Source organism: Rhodoferax sp. EU05-FHT12H12, assembly GCF_058791215.1.
Genome location: NZ_JBYTDI010000001.1, coordinates 629229 through 649565, shown reverse-complemented (window position 1 = coordinate 649565; position 20337 = coordinate 629229). Strand labels below are relative to the sequence as shown.

Below are 20337 nucleotides of genomic sequence, written 5' to 3'. Positions count from 1 at the left end.
CGGCTATTTCAGGAAGCCCTTGCTCTGCAAGAAGGCGGTGGCTACCTTGCGTGGGTCCTGGCCTTCGAGCTGGATGCGTGCGTTCAGCATTTGCAGCGTGGGGCCGTCCAGCGCCTTGAAGATGGGCGCCAGCACCGTGGCAATGGCGGGGTATTTCTTGAGCACTTCTTCACGCACCAGGGGCGCGGGTGCGTACACGGGTTGCACGCCCTTGGGGTCGTCCATCACCACCAGGCCCAACGCGGCTACCGGGCCGTCGGTGCCGTAGGCCATGGCGGCGTTCACGCCCGATGTTTTTTCGGCCGCGGCCTTGATGGTGGCTGCGGTGTCGCCACCGGCCAGCACCAGCGACTGGTCGGCGCGCAGCTTGAAGCCATATGCCGCCTGGAAGGCCGGCATGGCATCGGCCCGCTCCATGAATTCGGCCGAGGCCGCCAGCTTGAAGGTGCCGCCCTTGGCGATGTAGCGGCCCATGTCGTCCAGCGTACGCAGCTTGTTGGCCGTGGCCACGTCGCGGCGCACGGCAATCGCCCAGGTGTTGTTGGCATTGGCCGGCTCCAGCCAGACGATTTTGTTCTTCCCCAGGTCCATTTTCTTGGCCAGCTCGTACCCTGCGCGCAGGTTCTTCCATGCCGGGTTGCTCTCGTCGCCCAGCATGAAGGCGCCGTTGCCGGTGTATTCGGGGTAAATATCAATCTCGCCGGCCAGCAGGGCGGTGCGCACTACTTTGGTATTGCCCAGTGCCACCTTGTTCTCGGTCTTGATGCCATGGGCCTCCAGTGCCAGCACCACGATGTTGCCCAGGAGTTTGCCTTCGGTGTCGATCTTGGAGCCCACGCGCACGGGGCTTTGGGCCTGGGCAGCCCAGCTAGTCAGCAGGCCGGCTGCCAGCACCAGCAGGTGGCGGCGGGCAAAAAGCGAGGATGTACGCATGGCGGGTCCTTTCAAATGAGGGCACAGGATAAGCGAAAGCGAATAGCCCGGGTAACCCTCCGGATGGCCGGTGCTGTGGTGCAATGGGAGCCCCTGAATGCGAGCCCGGAGCGTGCAATGAAAGCAATTTGGAACGGCACCGTAATAGCCGAAAGTAATGACACCGTGCTGGTGGAAGGCAACCACTACTTTCCCGCCAGCGCCCTGAACCGCGACTACGTGCAGTTCAGCAACCACAAGACCAGCTGCGCCTGGAAAGGCCAGGCCAGCTACTGCTCGCTGTTGGTGAATGGCGAGATGAACATCGACGCCGTCTGGTACTACGCCGACCCCAAACCCGAAGCGGAAATGGTGCGCGACCGGGTGGCGTTCTGGAAGGGCGTGCAGGTCACGGCCTAGGCTGATTTATTGGTCAAATTGGCCTCTAGCCCGCATGGAATATGCGCGAGAAGCTACTGATTTGGTAGCAATCTGCGCGCGCTCCCGCAGCTGCCCCGATCACGCAGCCATGCGCTGGCCGTGACGCAGCCCGCGCATGGCGTAGTGGGTGACGGCAATGCACAGGCCCGCAACGGCCAGGCAGTGTCCGAAAAATCCGGCCACCGAGGCGCCGAAGTCCCACCAGTCCAGGGACATTTGAAACAGCAGCTTGTCGCGCAGATTCAGGGCCTGCGCGCTGATCAGACCTTGCACTGCAATGCCGAGCGTAATGCTGCGCAGCACTGCCGTCCGTGCCCGGTTGGGTTGGGTGATGCCGAACAGCCGGCTGGCCGTGACCATCAGCAAGGGCCAGCGCAGTCCCAGATGAATGGCGACCACCAGCAACAGCCAGTAGGCGCCACCGGCATGCAACCGCCGCGCCGTGAAATCGTCGTCCCAGCGCAGCCCGGCAAACACGGTCTCGGAAATTACCAGGCTCGTTGCCAGCAGCACCAGCATGCCCGTGAGCAGCAGCAAGGTGAGGGCGATGTTGAACTTGCCGCGCCGTGCACGAGGCGCGTTGGCCAGACCGGCAAACCAGCGGCGATGGAATGCCCCATGCACCACCAGCAGCATGAACATGCTGAGGCCCGCCACCTCATGCGCCGCATTACCTTGCCAGTAGTAGGAAAAAGCAAACAGCAGCAAACCTGCGGCCACGCCGTCCAGCGCCAGTCGCAGCAGAAAAACAGGGTTCAAGGCAGGGCTCCTGGCGGTCTGGGGCTTATTCCACTGGCTTGCCACGGAACTCGGACAAGCGTCTGGCGGTGTACAGGTACTGACTGTCCTTCTGCGACGCATGGCAGGCCATGCAGCGTGCGGTGTTTTCCTGCAGATTGATGGTCCGATCGGGCTTGAACCACTGGTACTGCCAATCACCGGTGCGGCGGCGCTCCTCAAAGTCGTTGCCCCAACCCGCGCCTTTTTCCATCACGAAGTAGCGAAAAATCTTCTCGTCCCGGTAGTCCGCCAGCACGAAATGTGTGCCGTTGGGCACCGGCAGGCCTTTCTGAATGGCCTCGATGGCGGCCCGCGTGGTGGAGATGTGCTCCGTCACCTCACCGCGGCGCACCGTGGTGTAGTGCACCAGTTCATCCAGCTTGGGGAAGGTCACACGGTTGGGCTCTGCATGCGCCTGCAGGCCAGCGATGCACACGGCCAGGGTGATCCCTGCGGTGGCCAGCGCGCCCCAGCGCACGAATGTTTGGGTGAATTGCTTCATGGTGTCGTCCGAAGTTGTTGTTGCCAGAATTGCGTGGCCTGTTCGATCCAGCCCTGGGCACGGGTGCCCTGGCCGGTGCCAAATCCGTGTGCCACCCCTGGGTAAATGTGGAACTCCACCGGGGTTCCCAGGCGTCGCAGCGCGTTGACGCGGGCTTCCATGGAGGCAGGCGGTGCAATGCCATCGCGCTCGCCCACCACCACAAACGTTGGCGGCTCGGACGCGGCCACATCCGCGTGGCTGGTGTACGCCATCACCACCGCCGACGGCTTGGGCAGCGGCTGCCCGCCAAAGGCGGCCGTGCCATGGGATCCAATGGCCGCTGCCATGCGCGCGCCAGCGGAACTGCCCCACAGTGAATAACCCACTGTGCTGACTTGCAGTGCGCTGGCGTTCTGGAAGATGTAAGACACCGCCGCCGCCAGATCTTCGGTTGCCACGCGTCCCCCTTCACCCGCGCGGTACTTCAGCACGAAGGCATTGAGCCCCTGTTGGCTGATGGCTTGGGCGTAAGGAAAGCCCTCATGCACCGAACCCACGTAGGCAAACCCGCCGCCGGGCGCAATGACCGCGAAGGGCGCACCGGGCTTGCCGCGGAAGAAAAAGAGTCCGGTGTGGCGCAAGGCCGGGTGGGCCTGTTTCTGGGCTTCGGTATGGAAGTCATGGAACACGGTGCGGCCCGCGTTGGTGTCGTCCACCATCCGGTTCAGGGCACCCACCACCACGCCAGGGTTCACCTCGCTGTGGTAGGGCAAGAGTTGCCCGATGTCTGCCAACGGCATGGCCGTGTCATAGGCGCGTCCATCCCAAGGCAACATGCGCTGGCCAAAGCCGCGAAAGGCGGAGTGGTTCAACAGGTCGCCCAAGCTATCCTCAGCACGCAAATGGGGATAGCGGGACGGGGCTTTGTCCTCCTGGGACACATGCACTGCAACCTTGTGGGCGGACGGGGGGCTCACCTCACTCGCTTCGCTACAGGGCATGGCCATGAGCATGGGTAACATCCCCCTGACCAGCTTGCGGGCGGGGTCAATCCAAAGCTTCTTTTTCATAGCCTTATCGGCCTGACTTTGATGTGTTGCAAGGATCAAAGCCCAGTCATCTTCAATACGCTTTCTGGCAGACGTGCCCCTTGAAGGCTGATTTTTGAAGCCTCAGCGTCCATCTCGCTGAGTTCCACAGCGGTGAGCTCGACACGCATTGCCCCCAGGTTCTCTTGCAGACGGTGTAGCTTGGTTGTGCCAGGGATGGGCACAATCCACGGCTTTTGGGCTAGAAGCCACGCCAGTGCGATCTGCGCAGGCGTTGCTCCCTTGCGAGTCGCAAAGTTGCGAACGATATCGACCAAAGCCATATTGACCCTCAGCGCCTCTGGCGCAAAGCGCGGCACGTGAGTGCGGAAATCGGAGCTGTCGAATTGGGTTTTCTCATCGATCTTGCCGGTGAGAAAACCCGCTCCCAAAGGGCTGAATGGAACAAAGCCGATGCCAAGCTCCTCCAGTGTCGGAAGTATCTCAGCCTCTGGCCCGCGCCACCACAGCGAATACTCGCTTTGAACCGCTGAGACCGGCTGAACCGCGTGTGCACTGCGTATCGTTTGAGCGGATGCCTCCGAAAGCCCAAAGTATTTGACCTTGCCTTCTCGAATCAGGTCGTTGACAGCGCCAGCTACATCCTCAATGGGCACCGATGGGTCAACCCTATGCTGATAAAAGAGATCAATCGTTTCGATGCGAAGGCGCTTCAGCGAAGCTTCTGCTACGGCTTTGATGTGTTCCGGGCGACTGTTCACACCGCCGCTACGCGCACCGGTCTGCAGATCAATGTCAAAGCCAAATTTCGTGGCGATCACGACCTTGTCCCGAATCGGTGCCACGGCTTCACCGACGATGCTTTCATTGGTGAAGGGACCATAGGCTTCCGCCGTATCGAAGAAGGTCACACCCTCATCAAAGGCTGCACGGATCAAAGAAATGGCCGTGCTCTTGTCCACCGATGGCCCATAAACGGCACCCAGACCCATACAGCCAAGACCCATGGCTGACACTTCCAGTCCAGCCGTTCCCAATATTCTCTTCAACATGGTGTGATTCCTTTGCTGTGTGGCCCGTTATTGGGGCTGAAGTTGCGTTCGGGGGCGAACAATGAATGCGAGAACAAGTCCCAAGGAGAGTGTGAGCATGGCGGCGCTTGCAGTGAAGGTATTGGCGATGTGGTGCGCCAATGTCCCAGTTGTGCCCAGCGCCACCGAACCACCAGATGCAAACACCACGACCAAAATACTGAGCCCCAACGATCCCCCTAACTGGTGGGCGACATTGACGAGTCCAGACGCGGCTCCGGCGTCTTCACTGGCGACGCCTTGGACTGCGGACACTGTCAGCGGGGCTAGAACAAACCCTTGACTGATGCCAATCAGGACCATCGGCAAAGCGATCGCTGTTACGTAGGGGGAATACTCAGACACCTGGGCAATCCAGGCCATACCCACAATACCAATAGCCAACCCGATGGCAAGCAGCGGTGCATTGCCAAATTTGCGAGTCAATCGTGGCACCAATATGGCCGCAATAAAGTTGGGAATGGTTGTTGGGAGGAATGCGAGACCAGCCACTAGAGGCTTGTACATCAGCACACTCTGAAGGAATTGCGTGGTGAAGAACCAGAAACCCACCATGCCGCCAAGAAACAACATGCGGGCCGCATACGCTCCGCTGCGCTCACGGTTGGCAAACAAGTGCAGCGGGAGAATAGGTTGTTTGGCACGTGACTCATGGAGAACAAAAAACGTCAGGAGCGCCAAACCCATGACTAGTGATGCGCTACTGATGCCCTCGCCCCATCCAAATTCGGCGGAACGAACAATGCCAAAAACCAGTGCACCCATTCCCAGCGTCGAACTCACTGCACCCGCCAGATCGAGTTGGCCTGACTTCAACGGAGTCTCCACAAGGTAGCGTTTTGCACCCAGTATTAGTGCGATGCCAATGGGAAGGTTGATTAAAAAACCGACCCGCCAAGAGATCATCTCTGCGATCAACCCACCCAGAACCAAACCAAGGCTTGCGCCCACTCCGGCTGCCGCCGCATACAGCGCAAGCGCGCGGGTTCGCTCATTGCCTTCGGCAAAGTGAATGGAAAGCAGCGCCAGCGTTGACGGGGCAAGAATCGCTGCACCGACACCCTGAATGGCCCGCCCAAGCAGTAGCCATGTGGGTGATGGTGCAAGGCCGATAGCCATTGACGCCGCAGTAAAAATCGTCAACCCGGCAATGAACATGCGTCGACGCCCTAAGATGTCACCGGCGCGTGCTCCCAGCAGCAAAAGCCCACCGAAAGCCAGGGTGTAGGCGTTCTGAACCCACGACAGCGCTGCAGAGGAGAAGCCCAGGTCCGCCTGGATGTTGGGCAGACCTGTCAGGACGATAGAGATGTCCACCACCAGCATAAGGTAACTCGTCACGATGATGGCCAGAACGGCGGTCTGGTTGACACCGTTCAAACGATGGTGCTCATTTACTTCATGCACTATTGAGGAGTTATTCGGTTTTTGTATTGGCATAGTTACCCTTCACCCAGGTTCGGAAATCCACTATGTCCTGTCCCACATTGGCGCGGCAGCGTCCATGGAGGGCTAAGGGGTGATCAGCTAAGGTGCTGCCTAAGACGGGTTAATTGCTTGTTGGTCACGCCAAGTGAAATGTGAAGTACGTTTGGAGATACGCCACTGACCACCTTCACGAACATATTCGTCGTTGTAAGACACGCCATTGGTATTCCTGGTCTTCTTCCCGTCCGCCGTGCTGATAAGGACAACGAGGCAATAGTGAACCGCTGTCGCGCGGTCACCATCAATTTGGGCGGTGTGTTGACCATTGATGTGGTACATGGTTTCAAAGTTGGCGACAAAGTTTGTAAAAGTTTCCTGTATCTCCTTACGTCCTTTGAGCGACGCAAAAAGCTGGCCTTCGAAGTAGGTGTCGACGACTGCGTCTTCAGTGAACAGAAGCGATTGAGTAGCCATATCCTTCTTGTCTGCGAGATTTGAGAATGCGTCGACGAGCGCCTTTAGAGCTCCTTTGTCTTCAAGTTCTTGGATGCGTTGTTCTAGAGTGGCGTTTTGCATAGTCTTTCCTGATGCTGTTGATGAAGTTGAGTAAGGTCTGGTGAGTTTGCAGGGCGATAAAAAAGTGTGCAGATCGAGGTCATGTCTTTACATAGAGTCCAGGCCCTTTCTCTTCAAAAAGTCCGACAACAAATCGGCAATGTCGCGATTGTTCAAATCGGAGAAAGGAAAATGGGTGTTACCTTGGATTCCGACCTGAGGCAGGTGCACTACCGTGACATCTCCACCGTGGCGATTCACTGCATCTCGCCATAGGCGCGCCATCTCCAGCCGGATTCGCCAGGAGTCTTGTCCAGGATTAGCCATAGGCTGCTCGGGAATGTTGTCACCGTAGAAAACAATGATGGGAATACGAGTGAGCTTCATGAACTCGTCCATGGACACACCCAAGGCTTCCAGAGAACCACCGGCACTCTTCAATGGTGCGGGTAACTCTTCTTTGGGAAACACAAATCCGCTGCCTGGCTCATACGAAACAATGGCGCGGACATTGGGGGCCTTCATTGCAGTTAACCAGCCAGGGCCACCTGCTTGAGAGTGGGTGATTAGTACACCCGCCCCGATTTTTTGGAACAGTGCTGCAGTGGCATCTGAAATCACGTCGGCGTCATAGGGGCCCGTGTTGGGGGTCATTTGGCGGAAGTATTGGTCCAGCGCCTCGGGCGCGCGTGAGAACTGTGTATTCGCAAAGAAGTTGGGCCACACCCCAAGGCGAAATTGGTTAAACCAGATCTGTTCATCAGGTGTGGATGCCACATTGAGCGGGACGGTGCTGCGTCCGGCCTTGCCACGGCGCGGTTGGTCCAGCAGATAGACTGGAAAGCCACGGCGCAAAAAGAGGTTCTGAAACCCTTCGCGACCGTCTGGTGTGCTTTCCCATGTCTTGGAAGATTGGCCAGCACCATGCCACATGACGAGTGGTAGTGGACGCGCATTGACTGGAACCTGGTAGTACACATAGGCGTGGTCACCGTGGTAGCTCTGTCCTGCTGCACTTGGGTTGAGTTGATCAAAGGTGCCTGGGTTTCGAATGACCGTACCACCCACGGCAAAACTGCCTTGTGCCTGAATGACCAGCGGTGCACTGTCATCTGTCTGCGCTGCGGTCGCGCCTTGCGAAAGGGTGAGCGCTACCGACATGAATAGCAATCCCGTTGCCACGGTCTTCAGTGGCATCCGATGCAAAGTGTTGATGGAAATGCGTGTGGTCATGGTGGTCGATCCTTGGTGAGGCAATGGAATCAGGAATTTTCGTAAAAGAGGGTTTATGTCAACCCTGGCTCACACCCAGGCTGTGGCGTACTTCCAGTGTTGGTGACAGGGATAACTTCACAATCAAGTCAGAAAGGCTGTTAAGGGAAATCTCATGCCCTTTGAACGGCTCACCCTTGTGGGTGATCGTGTAATTGATTTCGATACCGTGCGTGAACCAGCCCGGCCGCAAGATGGTGTAGTCCAGGTCCGAAGCCTCGATCACAGCAGCGGAATCGCGGTAGGGGTTCAGCACACTGCGGTATTTTTCGCCTGGCACTTCGCCATAAATACCCATGGAGCTGATGAAGATCAGTCGTTTCAAACGGGCCGAATGCATGGCTTCCACAATGGTGAGGGCTTGTTGCGCCATTGCGCCCGACAGGTTTGCGTAGACCGCATCCTGGTCCTGCATGGCCGCTGTCAATTCCTGACTGTTCAACACATCGCCTTCGATGATGGTCACCCGACTTGGATCCGGATTTTTCAAGCGGAAGGCTTGTCGCAGGTAGAGGGTGATGTGCACGTCCGAGTGTTTGAGGAAGTGCGCTGTCGTATGGCGCGCCAGCTGGCCGTTGGCACCAAGAATCAGGATCCGAGTCATCATGTTTTCTTATCTTCAGTCGAAGAAGTTGGCCTGGATAGCGTCCAGCCAAATCCCAGCAGTGGCATCTGGACGCCGTTGTTCAAAGTGACTGTGTGCATGGCGTTCTCTGCAGTGTGGGATTGGAGCGAACTGTAAGCTTGCAACTCGCATCTGAATAGCTGCAAATCATTTGTTGGATTGGCATCCAAAAGGGGATAATCATTCGAAAAAGAGGGGCACCCATGGCCATCAACGAACTGCGTTCCGTGACCACATTCATCAAAGCCGCCGAGTTGGGCAGCCTGCGCAAAGCCGCACTGGAGCTGGACATCAGCCCCCAAGCCGCCAGCAAGGCCTTGGCCCAGCTGGAGAAGCATCTGGAGGCCCGGCTGTTCCACCGCACCACGCGGGTCATGTCGCTCACCGACGCGGGCCAGCGGCTGCTGGAGGATGTGCAGCCCGCACTGGTGGGGGTGCAGCGCGCGCTGAAAAAGGCCAAGTCCACCACGGACGAGATTGCGGGCCCCCTGCGCATTACCGGCCCCCGCACCACCTTTCAGCCCATCCTCTGGCCTCTCATCGAAGAGTTTTGTGAACGCTACCCCGGCATCCAACCCGATGTGCTGCTGGAAGACCGTGTGGGCAACTGGGTGGAGGACCGGGTGGACGTGGGTTTTCACATGGGGCGCTCGCCGCACGAGGGCGTTATTGCCCGCAAGCTGTTTCCGCTGCAGCTGCTGGTGTGCGGCTCGCCCGACTACTTTGCGCGTTACGGCGTGCCCGATTCACTGGCGGCCCTGGCCAACCACCGCTGCAGCGTGTTCCGCCACCCTGGTACCGGAAAACTCGCCCCCTGGCACCTGCGGCTGGACCAGCAACCGATTGAACAACCTGTGGTGCCCACCATCATCAGCAACGACGAAACGCTGGAGCTGCATGCCGTGTTGGCTGGCAAGGTGCTGGGGCAACTGGCCGGCGCCACCGCAGCACCCTACATACGCACAGGCCAGTTGGTGCCCATTTTGTTGAACCACATGTCGGACATTGGCAGCTACTTTGTCTACTTCGGCAGCCGCCAATCACAACCCGCCCGCGCCCGCGCATTCGTAGACTTGGTGGTGGAGCGCCTGACCGATAGCGCTGCGTATGTGCTGTCTCCCAAAGAGCTGGCGGGCACCAAAAGCAGGTTGCCCAAACCGGCACGAGGTACCAAGGGTAAAGCCAGCTGAACGGGGAGGCGGGGCAGCGACTTTTATAGATAAAAGTGCATCCATCCCTTGTGAAATATGCGCGAGCAGCTACTAATTTAATAGCAAATATTTCTTCACGCAGCGCCTGATGCACATTGCCTGGCCAACTGTCGGCAAGCTAGCGGCGTGGCGCTTGTAGGCGTATTCCTACGCCAAGTCGGGATTTTTTCCTCTGGTTCCGAGCGCGTGCGCCAGCCACACTGGCGGCGTGGTTTATTCAGTCACCACAGAAGGAAAATCCATGAACTCGTACCCCATCCCTAGCAATCAAACTCGCGTGTCGCGTCTGCATCCGCTGATCGCGGTTGCCGCAGGCTCCGTGGTGCTGGTGAGCCTGCTGGGCGCCGCTGCCATTACGGGAATACTCCCCAACTCCAATGCCAAGGCGGCGTCCGATGGTGTTGCCATCAGTGCTCCAGCGGATGTGTCTGCCCCTGCGACAAAAGCTCCCGTGCAGAAGGCTGCAAGCCAGAAGCCAGCAACGCAAAAGTCCTCCACGCAAGTGGCAAGCAATTCCAGCGTCCCTGCGCAACCCGCTGCGGCGCCCGCGGCTCCGGCCCAGAAAAACAGCGTGGTTGGTATCGGTATTGGTGCTCTGGTGGGCGGTGCGTTGGGCAGCCAGATTGGCAGTGGCGACGGCAAGACCCTGGCCACCATCGCCGGTGCAGTCGGCGGTGGCTACGTTGGCAATGAAATTGCCAAGAAGAACGCGGCCCCTTAAACCTCTGGCCCCGCTACGCGGCTTGCCGCCACTGGCGGATTTGCGCCACCGTGGCGGTGGCGCCACCGCACACGATGAACAACACGTTGCGGTAGGGCGCCAGCGCCGCGTTGGCTTCATAGGCCAGCGCCAGGCTGGCACCGCAGGCCGGTTCCACCAGCACGCGGTGGTCGGCCAAGAAACGCTCGCACGCATCCAGCGCACTCGCGTCTGACACCAACACGCTCTGTACCGGGCGCTGCTGCGTCCACTGGAAAGCCTGTTCGCACACGCGCTTGGCTCCGAGTGAGCTGGCAATGCTGGTGATGGCATCCAACGCCACCGTGTGCCCGGCCTGCATGGCCGCGTGCAGCGACGCAGCGCCATTTGTTTCCACCGCAATGATGGGCACATTGCTCCAGCCATTGCGCGCCATGCCCTCGGCCACGCCCGACAGCAGGCCACCACCACCCACCGACAGCACCACCGCATCGGGCACCACGCCAGCGTGTGCTACTTCGTCCACCATGCTGGCGTGGCCGGTCCATAGCAGCGGGTCGTCAAACGGATGCAAAAACGCATCGTCCGGCCCCACCATGGAGAGCGCCAGCTCATTGGCCTCTTGCCACGACGCGCCATGCACGATCACATCCGCGTCCTCCAGCCGCAGCAACTCTTGCGCCCGTGCCGTGGTGGTCTGCGGTACCACCACCGTCACAGGGATGTTCAACACCCGCCCCGCATACGCCACCGCCATGCCCGCATTGCCGCCCGACGACGACACAAAACGCTTGGCCCCGCGCTGCGCATGGATCTGACACGCATGGCCAATGCCACGAATTTTGAAACTGCCCGGCGGTTGCAGGGCTTCCATCTTGAGCCAGACGGTGCGCTGCGCGGCGAGGCTGAGGGCGCGGGATTCGAGGAGAGGGGTTTGTAGGTGGAGGGGTGTTTGCGACATGGTGAAGAGGTTAACCTCTCGGCGCAGGCCTGCATAGGACAGTATCTGAACTCCAATGTTGGCACACAGCCCCTTAAACCAAGGCCGCCAGCCACTCGCCAACTGCCCCACGGCCACGTCGTAGTAGTGTGGGTCAACCAGCGCGTAGAGCGCTATGTCAGCCGCCATGCCGGGAGCCTTCCGTCCAAGCCCACGACCACGTGTTGCCAAGGCCTTTGGATCGCCGCATACTGTGTCATCAGCAGCGCTCGCAGAAGCGCTTGAAGCTAAGGCGTTGGAAATCATACGTTTTGGGTTTCAAAAGGGAGATGCATATGAAGTTGCTGAAAAACCGTTCCATTGCGACACGCATGCGCTTGGGCTTTGGTTTGCTCATCCTGGTGAGTATTGCGGTGGCCCTGTTCGGGCGCCTGGCCTTGGACCAGGTGGGTGGCCAGGTGCGCGCACTCACAGAACACAATCTGGTGGCGGTGACCGTGCTGTCTAACATCAAAGACAACGTCAATCTCACGGCTCGTGCCGCCCGCAACATTGCATTGCAGACCGACCCCCAGGGCAAGCTAGTCGAAAAAACCATTATCGACAGCAACCGCACCTCCACCCGCGCCTTGCTTAAGCAGTTGGAGGAATTGCTGACGCTTCCTGAAGAGCAAGCCAAGTTCAAGGAAGTGTCCACCAAGCGCTTGGCGTATGCAGCCAAGTTGGATCAGTCGGTAAAGCTGGGCCTGGAAGGTAATAACGAGGCAGCGCGTGACTTATTGGTGGGTGAGGTGACGTTGCTGCAAAAAACGTATTTCACTGAACTAGATGACCTGATTGCCATGCAGCGGGAGCGCATGGAGGATGCGCGCCACTCGACCGATAGCACGGTGCGTCAGGCCGGGTATGCGATGTTGCTGCTGCTGGCGATGGCGATGGTTTCGGGGGCGCTGATTGCCAATTGGACCGCCCGCAGCGTGACACGTCCGCTGCTGGCGGCCGTGCATGTGACGCAGCGTATTGCCCAGGGTGACTTGAGCACCCATGTTGAGCCGGAGGCCAAGGACGAAGTGGGGCGCTTGATGGAGTCCCTGCGGTCTATGCAGGAGTCGCTGCGCAATCTGGTGGGGATGGTGCGCAGCAGCAGTGATGCTGTGGCATTGGGTGCTTCCGAGATCGCTGCAAGCAATGGCGACATGTCCCACCGAACGGAGCAGCAGGCCTCCAACCTGGAAGAAACCGCCGCGGCCATGGAGCAAATCTCTACCATGGTGCGCAGCAGCGAGGCCCTGGCCCAGCAGGCCAATGACTGTGCCCATGCGGCCAACGGGGCCGCGGAGCGCGGTGGTGACGTGGTCAGTCAGGTGGTGAGCACTATGTCTCAGATCAACGTGGCGTCCCAGCGTATCTCCGACATCGTGAGTGTCATCGATGGCATTGCGTTCCAGACGAATATCCTGGCGCTAAATGCTGCGGTTGAGGCGGCCCGGGCGGGAGAGCAGGGACGCGGGTTTGCCGTGGTGGCCTCGGAAGTTCGTAGTCTGGCACAACGCTCGGCCACCGCTGCGCGCGAGATCAAGACCTTAATCAGCAGCAACGTGGAGAAGGTCGATGCGGGCTCGCGTCTGGTGGAGACAGCGGGCACCAACATGGCCGATATTCGCGAGCAGGTTGGGCGCGTGGTGAGCTTAATTGCCGAGCTTGGCACCATGTCGTCTTCGCAGAGCCGGGACATCGTGCAGGTGAACCAATCGGTGGCGCACCTAGACCAGGCCACCCAGCAGAACTCTGCCATGGTGGAGCAGTCTGCCGCGGCGGCCGACAGCTTGAGCCAGCAGGCGCGGCTGTTGGTGGACGCCATCAGTGCCTTCCGGCTGCAGCCTGCTGACCGGGCATTTGTTGCCGCTTAGGCGCGCGCTAACCCAGGTAGCTAGAAGAAAGGATACGGCCCCGGGTAGGCGCCGATGTAGCTGGTGTGGCTGACCAGCCCGTGCGCGGGCTGCCACAGGTGCAGCAGGCAGGCCGCGGGGCCGATAAAGGACTGGGGCACGGCCTTGGGCGCCAGCTGCAGCGCGATCTCGGTGGTGGTGCTGGGGCAGCTGGCCACCACGGTGCCAGCCCAGCGCCGCACCATGGGGCGGTGCACATGGCCGCAGAGCACGGCCTCCACATGGCTGGCCGTGCGCAACACGGCTTCCAGCGGAGCCGGGTCGCGGTAGGCGTATTCGTCCAGATACGGAATGCCGCTCACAAACGGTGGGTGGTGCAGCAGCACCAGCGTGGGTTTGTGCGGGTTGGCCTGCAGTGTGTGCTGCAGCCATTGCAAGCCGGCGGCATCCAATGCGCCATGGTGTTGCCCTGGTACACACGAGTCCAACGCGATGATGCGCACCGCGTAGTCGTCCACGCAGTAGTGCAACGGGCCATCCGTCGGCAGGTAGCTGTGGTCGGCAAAGGCGGTGCGAAACGCCTCGCGGTGGTCGTGGTTGCCGGGCAGCACGAGGTAAGGAATGGTGAGCTGCGAGAGCAGGGCGCGTGCGTTCGCATATTCATCCGCCTCGCCATAGTCCACCAGGTCGCCGGTGATGACGACCAGATCGGGCCTGCGGTCCAACTGGTGCAGGTGGGCGATGGCGTTGGTCAGCGCGCGGTTGGAGTCGGCCACGCCACGGTAGAGTGCGCCGGGCGGGCGCACATGCAGGTCAGACAGTTGGGCAATCAGCAAGGCGAGGCTCCAAAAAAACGGGCAGTGGTGGCCCAAGGCAAGCAATGCGCGGGCCATGGCCGTGATATGGCGGTGCGTATAGCGCAGCAGGGGGTAGCCGTTACGATTGGGCGATGTCTCCCTTTACCCGCCGCATCCTCCAAGCCGCCCTGTACGAAAGTATCGCCATTGCCGTGGTTACGCCCACGCTGGCCCTGGCCTTCTCCCATCCACCCGGCTCGGCCTTTGTGCTGTCGGCCGTCATGTCCAGCATCGCGCTGGCCTGGAACTACATCTTCAACAGCCTGTTTGAGCGCTGGGAAGCGCGCCAGACCGTGAAGGGCCGCTCGGCCATGCGCCGCTTTGTGCACGGCTTGGGCTTCGAGGGTGGCTTGGCCATCATTCTGGCGCCGGTGATGGCGTATTGGCTGGACATCTCTTTGTGGGCCGCCTTTGTGGCGGACCTGGGCTTGCTGGCCTTCTTCTTTGTCTACACCGTGGGCTTTACCTGGGCGTTTGACCGCATCTTTGGCCTGCCGCAGTCGGCCCAATAGAGGGATTTTTAAGCGTTTTAGGCCTCTAGCGCCCATGGATATTGCGCGAGCAGCTCCTGATTTGATAGCGTTTTAGGCCGCCACCTTGTTTTTCAAGCGCAGCAGGCTCAGGCCCAGCAGCACAAACAGGCCACCCGAGACGCGGTTGAACAAGCGCTGCTTGTGCGGGTTGGCCAGTTGCCCCTTGAACAGGCGCGCCACCAGCACATAGAACAAATGCGAGAGCAGTGACATGGCCACAAAGGTGCAGGTGAGCACCGCCACCTGCTCGAACACCGGTGCATCCGCCGTGATGAACTGCGGAAACAGCGCCGAGAAGAACAGGATGGCCTTGGGGTTGGTGAGCGCCACGCCCATGCCCTGGCCATAGAGCCGGCGGGTGATGGTTTTGTCGGCCGGTGTGCCAGCCTCTGCGGTGGCCGAAGCCGCCGCGGCAAACGACACCGCCTGGCTGCGCCACTGACGGATGCCCAGGTAGACCAAGTACAGCGCGCCCACCCCCTTGAGCACGGTAAACGCCAGGGCCGACACGGCCAGGATGGCGCCCATGCCCGCCATCGCCACGCCCGAGATGATGAACAGCCCCGTGGCATTGCCCAGCGAGCTGGCCACCCAGTCCCGCTTGCCATGCGCCATGGCGTTGGAGATAGCCAGCAGCACACCGGGCCCAGGGCTGAAGGTGACCAAAAATGCGACGCCACAGAAAACGAGCCAGTTGGAGAGGTGCATGGTCAATGTCCGGATGGGGCAGGTGGGCTAGCAGTTTATGCGACGGCCGGCAGCGCCTGCAGGCTGCGCAGGGTCTGCAGGCAGGCCTGGGCGACTTCGGTGCCCTTCTTTACAAAGTGCTCGCGGTAGAAGCGCAAGTGCTCTTCGTGCTCGTGAAAATCGCGCGGCGTCAGCACGGCGCTGAAGACGGGTACATCGGTGTCCAGCTGCACGCGCATGAGGCCGTCGATGACGGCGGTGGTGACGAACTCGTGGCGGTAGATGCCGCCATTGACGATGAGGCCGCAGGCAATGATGGCGTCGTAACGACCGCTGCGTGCCAGGCGCTGGGCATGCAACGGGATCTCGAAGGCGCCGGGCACCTCGAAGTGGTCAACCTGCTTGGGGGAAATGTCGTGTCGCTGCAGTTCGGCTTTGGCGGCCTCGGTGCTGCTGGTGACGATGTCGCGGTGCCAAGAGGAGCTGATGATGGCAATGCGCGGCGAGGAAGGCTGATTCATGATGGTCTCAAAAGAGGGTTAACAAGAATCAGGGCGCACGCAAACACAGCAACAGGCGCGCGCCAAGACGAGCCTGTTTCAGGTGTGCGCGATCTCTTTCATCCGGACTATGACCGTCGGCTCTGGCATCTCACCAGATCTGCTGACCCCACGCTGGCAGAGGCTGGCGTGGGCGCTCGCGGGCTGCTGAGGTCAAGCCACAGATACCGCCGGTGGGGAATTGCACCCCGCCCTGAGAACGCGGCAACCCTTACGGGCTGCGGGCGGAATTCTAGCCGTGGTGTCAAGACCCTTCAGGCCACGTTGCGGGCCAGAAAGTGGCTGGGTGGCTTGCCCATGCTCTGCTTGAACATGGCAGAAAACGCGCTGTCGCTGGCGTAGCCGGCGGCGGCAGCTACCTGGGCAATGGGCACGCCGCGCGCCAGCTGGGGCAGAGCGTGCGCCAGCACGGCCTGGGTGCGCCACTGCTGGTAGCTGGTGCCCAGTTCGTCGCGGAACAGGCGGGCCATGGTGCGCTCACTGGCGCCCACGTCGGCCACCCATTCCTTGAGCTGGCCTTTTTCGGCCGGGTCGCGCAGCACCGCTTCGCACAGCGCGCGCAGGCGCTTGTCGCCATGCTCGGTGTGGGGCATGGGCACGCCCAAGGCCTGGGTGTCGGCGCGGCTTACTTCATCCGCGGTCAGGGCCATCAGCGCGGTGTCGCGCGGGCCGGGTTCGCTGCCTTCCAGCGCATGCACCAGCTCGCGCAGCAGCTTGCTCACCACCAGCACGCGGCATTCGGTCCAGCTGGCGGGCAGCACGCTGGGCGCTATGTCCACGGTGCGCAGCTCGGCGGTTTCCAGCACCACCACGTTGTGTTGCACATGGGGGGGAATCCACACCGCGCGGCTGGGGGGCACGATGAAGGTGGTTTGCCGCTCGCCCTGCGTCACCGTGACCTGCATGAGCCCGCTGGCGCAGTAGGTGAACTGCGACCAGGGGTGCTGGTGGGGTTCGATGTGCGCATCCATGGCCAGCGCGCGGGCGCGGCTGCGCACCGGGCGCTCGGCCGTGGGCGGGCGTTTGGCCGAGGTGTCAAACGACACGGGCCGGAGCGGAGTCTTGCGTTTCATGGGCGTTGATCATTGGGTCTGGTTTGGCGGAATTTCGACAATTATTGTCTTTTTGTCGTAATCAAGAAACGGCCCACGCCCGTACGATGCCGACCATGACCAGCGCAACCCTCACTTCCGGCACCGCCGCACCCTCCGTCCCCATGAAGCAAGACGCCACCGTGATTGGCCTGGTGGGCTTGGCCCACGCCAGTTCGCACTTTGGGCACCTGATCCTGCCGCTGCTGTTTCCGGTGTTTATGCAGGAGTTTGGTTTGAGCTACTCGCAGCTGGGCTTGCTCATGACCATGTTTTTCGTGGTGTCTGGCGTTGGCCAGGCCTGCGCCGGTTTTGTGGTGGACCGGCTGGGCGCTCGCCCGCTGATGTTTGTGGCCTTGGGGCTTTTCATTGGGGCATGCATTGCCGCGTCGTTTGTGACCGGATACACCGGCCTGTTTGCGGTAGCTGCCTTGGCAGGCCTGGGCAATGCAACCTTTCACCCGGTGGACTTCACCATCCTGAATCAACGCGTCTCCACCCCGAGGCTGGGCTATGCCTTCAGCGCACATGGGCTGACCGGCAATCTGGGCTGGGCCGTGGCACCGGTGTTCTTTGCAGGGCTGGGTGCCCTGATGGGCTGGCGCAATGCCTACTTGGCCGCGGCCGTGATGTACGCCGCCATCCTGGCGCTACTGGTGGTGCAGCGCGAACACCTGAGCACCACGGTGGCACCGCGCGTGGCCGCCCATGCCAAGACCGAGCACGACATGGCGTTCATGAAGCTGCCCGTGGTGTGGTGGTGTTTTGGATTCTTTTTGCTGTCCACTATGACTCTGGCTGTGGTGCAGAGCTACGCGGTGTCCATCCTCAAGGCCATGCATGGCGTGAGCTTTGAGGCGGCCACGCTGACCATTTCGTCCTACATGCTGTGCGGCGCGGTAGGCATGTTCATTGGCGGCTTTGTGGCGGCCAAGTCCAAGCACTCGGACCGCGTGGTGGCCCTGGCCATGGCGGCTGGCGCCGTGTTGCTGGCCCTGTGTGGTACCGGCTTGCTGGGTGCCACCGGCACCATGGTGGTGCTGGCGATCACCGGCTTTGCGGTCGGCATTGGGGGCCCTTCACGCGACATGATGATCAAGAAGGCCACGCCCAAGGGCGCGACCGGCCGCGTTTACGGGCTGGTGTACTCGGGCCTGGACACCGGGTTTGCGGTTTCGCCTTTGGTGTTTGGCGTGTTCATGGACCGCGGCTGGTACGGCGCCACGCTCTTGGGCGCGGCCCTGGTGCTGCTGCTGAGCGTGGGCGCGGCGCTGGGTGTGGGCTTGCGCACCGCCAAGTAAGCCGCGCGCATTTACGGTTTTTTTATACCCCCGCTCCCAATCTAAACCCCGTTTTTACGCCTGCCTGACCACACTTCTCCCATCGATTTGATGCAGGAGAAATGATGGAAACGGTGAACACATTGCATGTGGTCTACGGCCTGGGCGGCATGTGTGCCGCCTTGTTGCTGGCCTATCTGGTTTATGCGCTGGTATGCGCGGAGGACTTTTAATGAGCAGCTCGGCTTGGGGGCTGCTGGCCCTCTTTCTCACAACCCTTTTGATCGCTTCCTGGCCTTTGGGCATCTGGGTAGCACGTATCAGTTCTGGCCGCCTGCCGCAGTGGCTGCTGCGGCTGGAGGCGCCGCTGTTCCGCCTGGCGGGCACGTCGCCCGAGCAGTCCATGCCCTGGAAGCAATACACGGTTGCGCTGCTGGCTTTCAATGTGCTGGGCGCGCTGGTGGTCTACCTGCTGCAGCGCTGGCAAGCGGTGCTGCCGCTCAACCCGGCGGGCATGGGCGCCGTGTCGGTGGACTCGGCGCTCAACACTGCGGTGAGTTTTGCCACCAATACCAACTGGCAGGGTTATGCGGGCGAGTCCACCATGGGCTACCTCACGCAGATGCTGGGCCTGGCGGTGCAGAACTTTTTGTCCGCGGCCACCGGCATCGCCGTGGTGTTTGCGCTGTTCCGTGGTTTTGCCGCCAAGTCCACCGCCGTGATTGGCAACTTCTGGGTCGACATCACGCGTATCACCGCCTGGTTGCTGGTGCCGATCTCCTTGGTCATTGCCATCGTCCTGGTGGGCCAGGGCGTGATCCAGAACTTTGACGCTTACCAGGATGTCACAACACTGGCGGGAAGCCCCCAAACCCTCCCCATGGGCCCGGTGGCGTCGCAAGAGGCCATCAAGATGCTGGGCACCAACGGTGGCGGTTTCTTCAATGCCAACTCGGCCCACCCGTACGAGAACCCCACGGCACTGAGCAACTTCTTACAGATGCTGGCGATCTTCCTGATCCCCGCGGCGCTGTGTTTTGCCTTTGGCCGCGAGGTGGGCGACCCGCGCCAGGGCTGGGCCGTGCTCGCCGCCATGACGGTCATGTTTGTGATTGCCGTGGCGGCCATCATGCCGGCCGAGCAAATGGGCAACCCGCAGATTGCCGCACTGGGTGTGGACCAGACCGCCAGCAGCCTGCAGAGCGGCGGCAATATGGAAGGCAAGGAGACGCGCTTTGGCATCACCGCCAGCAGCCTGTTTGCCGTCATCACCACGGCCGCTTCCTGCGGTGCGGTGAACGCCATGCACGACTCCTTCACCCCGCTGGGTGGCATGGTGCCCATGGTGATGATGCAGCTGGGAGAAGTGGTGTTTGGTGGCGTGGGCACCGGCCTGTACGGCATGCTGATCTTCGCCATCCTGGCGGTGTTTATTGCGGGCCTGATGATTGGCCGCACCCCCGAGTACCTGGGCAAGAAGATCGAGTCGCATGAGATGAAGCTCACCTCGATGGCGATTCTGGTCACACCGATTCTGGTGCTGGCAGGTACCGCCATTGCCGTGCTGGCGGGTGCGGGCAAGGCCGGCATTGCCAACCCCGGCGCCCATGGTTTCTCTGAAATCCTGTACGCACTGACTTCGGCCGCCAACAACAACGGCAGCGCCTTTGCGGGCTTGTCGGCCAACACACCGTTCTACAACTACCTGCTGGCCATTGCCATGTGGTTTGGCCGCTTTGGCGTGATCGTGCCGGTGCTGGCCATTGCCGGTGCACTGGCCGCCAAGAAGCGCCTGCCCGCCACCACTGGCACCTTCCCCACGCATGGCCCGCTGTTTGTCGTGCTGCTGATGGGCACGGTGTTGCTGGTGGGCTTGCTGAACTACGTGCCCTCGCTGGCCCTGGGCCCGGTGGTCGAGCACCTGATGCTCTGGCTATCCGTTTAAACGCCCC

General features: G+C 60.9%; 22 protein-coding genes and 1 riboswitch. Of the genes, 8 read left to right on the top strand and 14 right to left on the bottom strand.

Going from position 1 to position 20337, the window contains the following annotated elements; all coding sequences use genetic code 11:
* Positions 1-3: 3 nt before the first annotated feature.
* The gene (gene osmF / locus AC3WS7_RS03020) at positions 4-933 is read right to left on the bottom strand and encodes a glycine betaine ABC transporter substrate-binding protein OsmF (RefSeq protein WP_296472158.1); all 930 of its coding nucleotides are present in this window, start codon (positions 931-933) and stop codon (positions 4-6) included.
* Positions 934-1050: 117 nt separating this feature from the next.
* Between osmF and AC3WS7_RS03015 the strand changes: the two genes are divergently transcribed.
* Positions 1051-1332: a DUF427 domain-containing protein gene (locus tag AC3WS7_RS03015; protein WP_492655326.1), complete on the top strand. Its 282-nt coding sequence runs from the start codon at positions 1051-1053 to the stop codon at positions 1330-1332.
* Between the two features lie 99 nt (positions 1333-1431).
* Here AC3WS7_RS03015 and AC3WS7_RS03010 read toward each other — a convergent pair whose 3' ends face one another.
* The 8 genes from AC3WS7_RS03010 to AC3WS7_RS02975 form a co-directional block, all read right to left on the bottom strand.
* The gene (locus AC3WS7_RS03010; protein ID WP_492655325.1) at positions 1432-2112 is read right to left on the bottom strand and encodes a DUF4405 domain-containing protein; all 681 of its coding nucleotides are present in this window, start codon (positions 2110-2112) and stop codon (positions 1432-1434) included.
* 25 nt (positions 2113-2137) lie between these two features.
* Positions 2138-2635 carry a cytochrome P460 family protein gene (locus tag AC3WS7_RS03005; protein WP_296472153.1) on the bottom strand — a complete coding sequence of 166 codons (498 nt, stop codon included), beginning with the start codon at positions 2633-2635 and terminating at the stop codon, positions 2138-2140.
* Complete coding sequence (locus tag AC3WS7_RS03000; RefSeq protein ID WP_492655324.1) at positions 2632-3687, bottom strand: alpha/beta hydrolase; 1056 nt, start codon at positions 3685-3687, stop codon at positions 2632-2634. Before AC3WS7_RS03000 ends, AC3WS7_RS03005 begins: the two co-directional genes overlap by 4 nt.
* A 35-nt stretch (positions 3688-3722) precedes the next feature.
* A complete protein-coding gene (locus AC3WS7_RS02995) occupies positions 3723-4718 on the bottom strand; it encodes an aldo/keto reductase (protein WP_492655323.1) in 996 nt (331 codons plus the stop codon).
* Positions 4719-4745: 27 nt separating this feature from the next.
* The gene (locus tag AC3WS7_RS02990) at positions 4746-6197 is read right to left on the bottom strand and encodes an MFS transporter (protein WP_492655322.1); all 1452 of its coding nucleotides are present in this window, start codon (positions 6195-6197) and stop codon (positions 4746-4748) included.
* Positions 6198-6296: 99 nt separating this feature from the next.
* Positions 6297-6761 carry a nuclear transport factor 2 family protein gene (locus AC3WS7_RS02985; protein ID WP_492655321.1) on the bottom strand — a complete coding sequence of 155 codons (465 nt, stop codon included), beginning with the start codon at positions 6759-6761 and terminating at the stop codon, positions 6297-6299.
* A gap of 87 nt (positions 6762-6848) precedes the next feature.
* Positions 6849-7973 carry an alpha/beta hydrolase gene (locus AC3WS7_RS02980; protein ID WP_492655320.1) on the bottom strand — a complete coding sequence of 375 codons (1125 nt, stop codon included), beginning with the start codon at positions 7971-7973 and terminating at the stop codon, positions 6849-6851.
* A 58-nt stretch (positions 7974-8031) separates the two neighbouring features.
* A complete protein-coding gene (locus AC3WS7_RS02975; protein WP_492655319.1) occupies positions 8032-8619 on the bottom strand; it encodes an NAD(P)H-binding protein in 588 nt (195 codons plus the stop codon).
* Positions 8620-8840: 221 nt separating this feature from the next.
* Between AC3WS7_RS02975 and AC3WS7_RS02970 the strand changes: the two genes are divergently transcribed.
* Together AC3WS7_RS02970 and AC3WS7_RS02965 are read left to right on the top strand one after the other, a co-directional pair.
* Positions 8841-9827, top strand: a complete 987-nt coding sequence (locus AC3WS7_RS02970; RefSeq protein WP_492655318.1) for a LysR family transcriptional regulator — start codon at positions 8841-8843, stop codon at positions 9825-9827.
* A 262-nt stretch (positions 9828-10089) separates the two neighbouring features.
* Positions 10090-10569: a glycine zipper 2TM domain-containing protein gene (locus tag AC3WS7_RS02965; RefSeq protein WP_492655317.1), complete on the top strand. Its 480-nt coding sequence runs from the start codon at positions 10090-10092 to the stop codon at positions 10567-10569.
* A 13-nt stretch (positions 10570-10582) separates the two neighbouring features.
* Here AC3WS7_RS02965 and AC3WS7_RS02960 read toward each other — a convergent pair whose 3' ends face one another.
* Positions 10583-11509, bottom strand: a complete 927-nt coding sequence (locus AC3WS7_RS02960; RefSeq protein ID WP_492655556.1) for a pyridoxal-phosphate dependent enzyme — start codon at positions 11507-11509, stop codon at positions 10583-10585.
* A 314-nt stretch (positions 11510-11823) separates the two neighbouring features.
* On the opposite strand from AC3WS7_RS02960, the gene AC3WS7_RS02955 reads away from it, so the two are divergent.
* Positions 11824-13398, top strand: coding sequence for a methyl-accepting chemotaxis protein (locus AC3WS7_RS02955; RefSeq protein ID WP_492655316.1), 1575 nt, complete (start codon positions 11824-11826; stop codon positions 13396-13398).
* 20 nt (positions 13399-13418) lie between these two features.
* Here AC3WS7_RS02955 and AC3WS7_RS02950 read toward each other — a convergent pair whose 3' ends face one another.
* Entirely contained in the window at positions 13419-14213 is a 795-nt protein-coding gene (locus AC3WS7_RS02950) for a phosphodiesterase (protein WP_296472140.1), read from the bottom strand.
* A 113-nt stretch (positions 14214-14326) separates the two neighbouring features.
* On the opposite strand from AC3WS7_RS02950, the gene AC3WS7_RS02945 reads away from it, so the two are divergent.
* Positions 14327-14746, top strand: coding sequence for a PACE efflux transporter (locus tag AC3WS7_RS02945; protein ID WP_492655315.1), 420 nt, complete (start codon positions 14327-14329; stop codon positions 14744-14746).
* Between the two features lie 72 nt (positions 14747-14818).
* On the opposite strand, the gene AC3WS7_RS02940 is transcribed toward AC3WS7_RS02945, so the two are convergent.
* The 3 genes from AC3WS7_RS02940 to AC3WS7_RS02930 form a co-directional block, all read right to left on the bottom strand.
* Positions 14819-15475 (bottom strand): LysE family translocator, encoded by a 657-nt coding sequence (locus tag AC3WS7_RS02940; protein WP_492655314.1) that lies wholly within the window; start codon positions 15473-15475, stop codon positions 14819-14821.
* 35 nt (positions 15476-15510) lie between these two features.
* Positions 15511-15975: a 6,7-dimethyl-8-ribityllumazine synthase gene (locus AC3WS7_RS02935; protein WP_296472135.1), complete on the bottom strand. Its 465-nt coding sequence runs from the start codon at positions 15973-15975 to the stop codon at positions 15511-15513.
* Positions 15976-16061: 86 nt separating this feature from the next.
* Positions 16062-16219, bottom strand: a riboswitch (FMN riboswitch).
* Between the two features lie 49 nt (positions 16220-16268).
* Complete coding sequence (locus tag AC3WS7_RS02930; protein ID WP_492655313.1) at positions 16269-17087, bottom strand: AraC family transcriptional regulator; 819 nt, start codon at positions 17085-17087, stop codon at positions 16269-16271.
* A 95-nt stretch (positions 17088-17182) separates the two neighbouring features.
* Between AC3WS7_RS02930 and AC3WS7_RS02925 the strand changes: the two genes are divergently transcribed.
* The 3 genes from AC3WS7_RS02925 (at position 17183) to kdpA (ending at position 20330) form a co-directional block, all read left to right on the top strand.
* Positions 17183-18406: an MFS transporter gene (locus AC3WS7_RS02925; RefSeq protein WP_492655312.1), complete on the top strand. Its 1224-nt coding sequence runs from the start codon at positions 17183-17185 to the stop codon at positions 18404-18406.
* 104 nt (positions 18407-18510) lie between these two features.
* Positions 18511-18618, top strand: coding sequence for a potassium-transporting ATPase subunit F (locus AC3WS7_RS02920; protein WP_363709653.1), 108 nt, complete (start codon positions 18511-18513; stop codon positions 18616-18618).
* Complete coding sequence (gene kdpA, locus AC3WS7_RS02915; RefSeq protein WP_492655311.1) at positions 18618-20330, top strand: potassium-transporting ATPase subunit KdpA; 1713 nt, start codon at positions 18618-18620, stop codon at positions 20328-20330. The genes AC3WS7_RS02920 and kdpA overlap by 1 nt, the downstream gene beginning before the upstream one ends.
* The last annotated feature ends 7 nt before the right edge of the window (positions 20331-20337 follow it).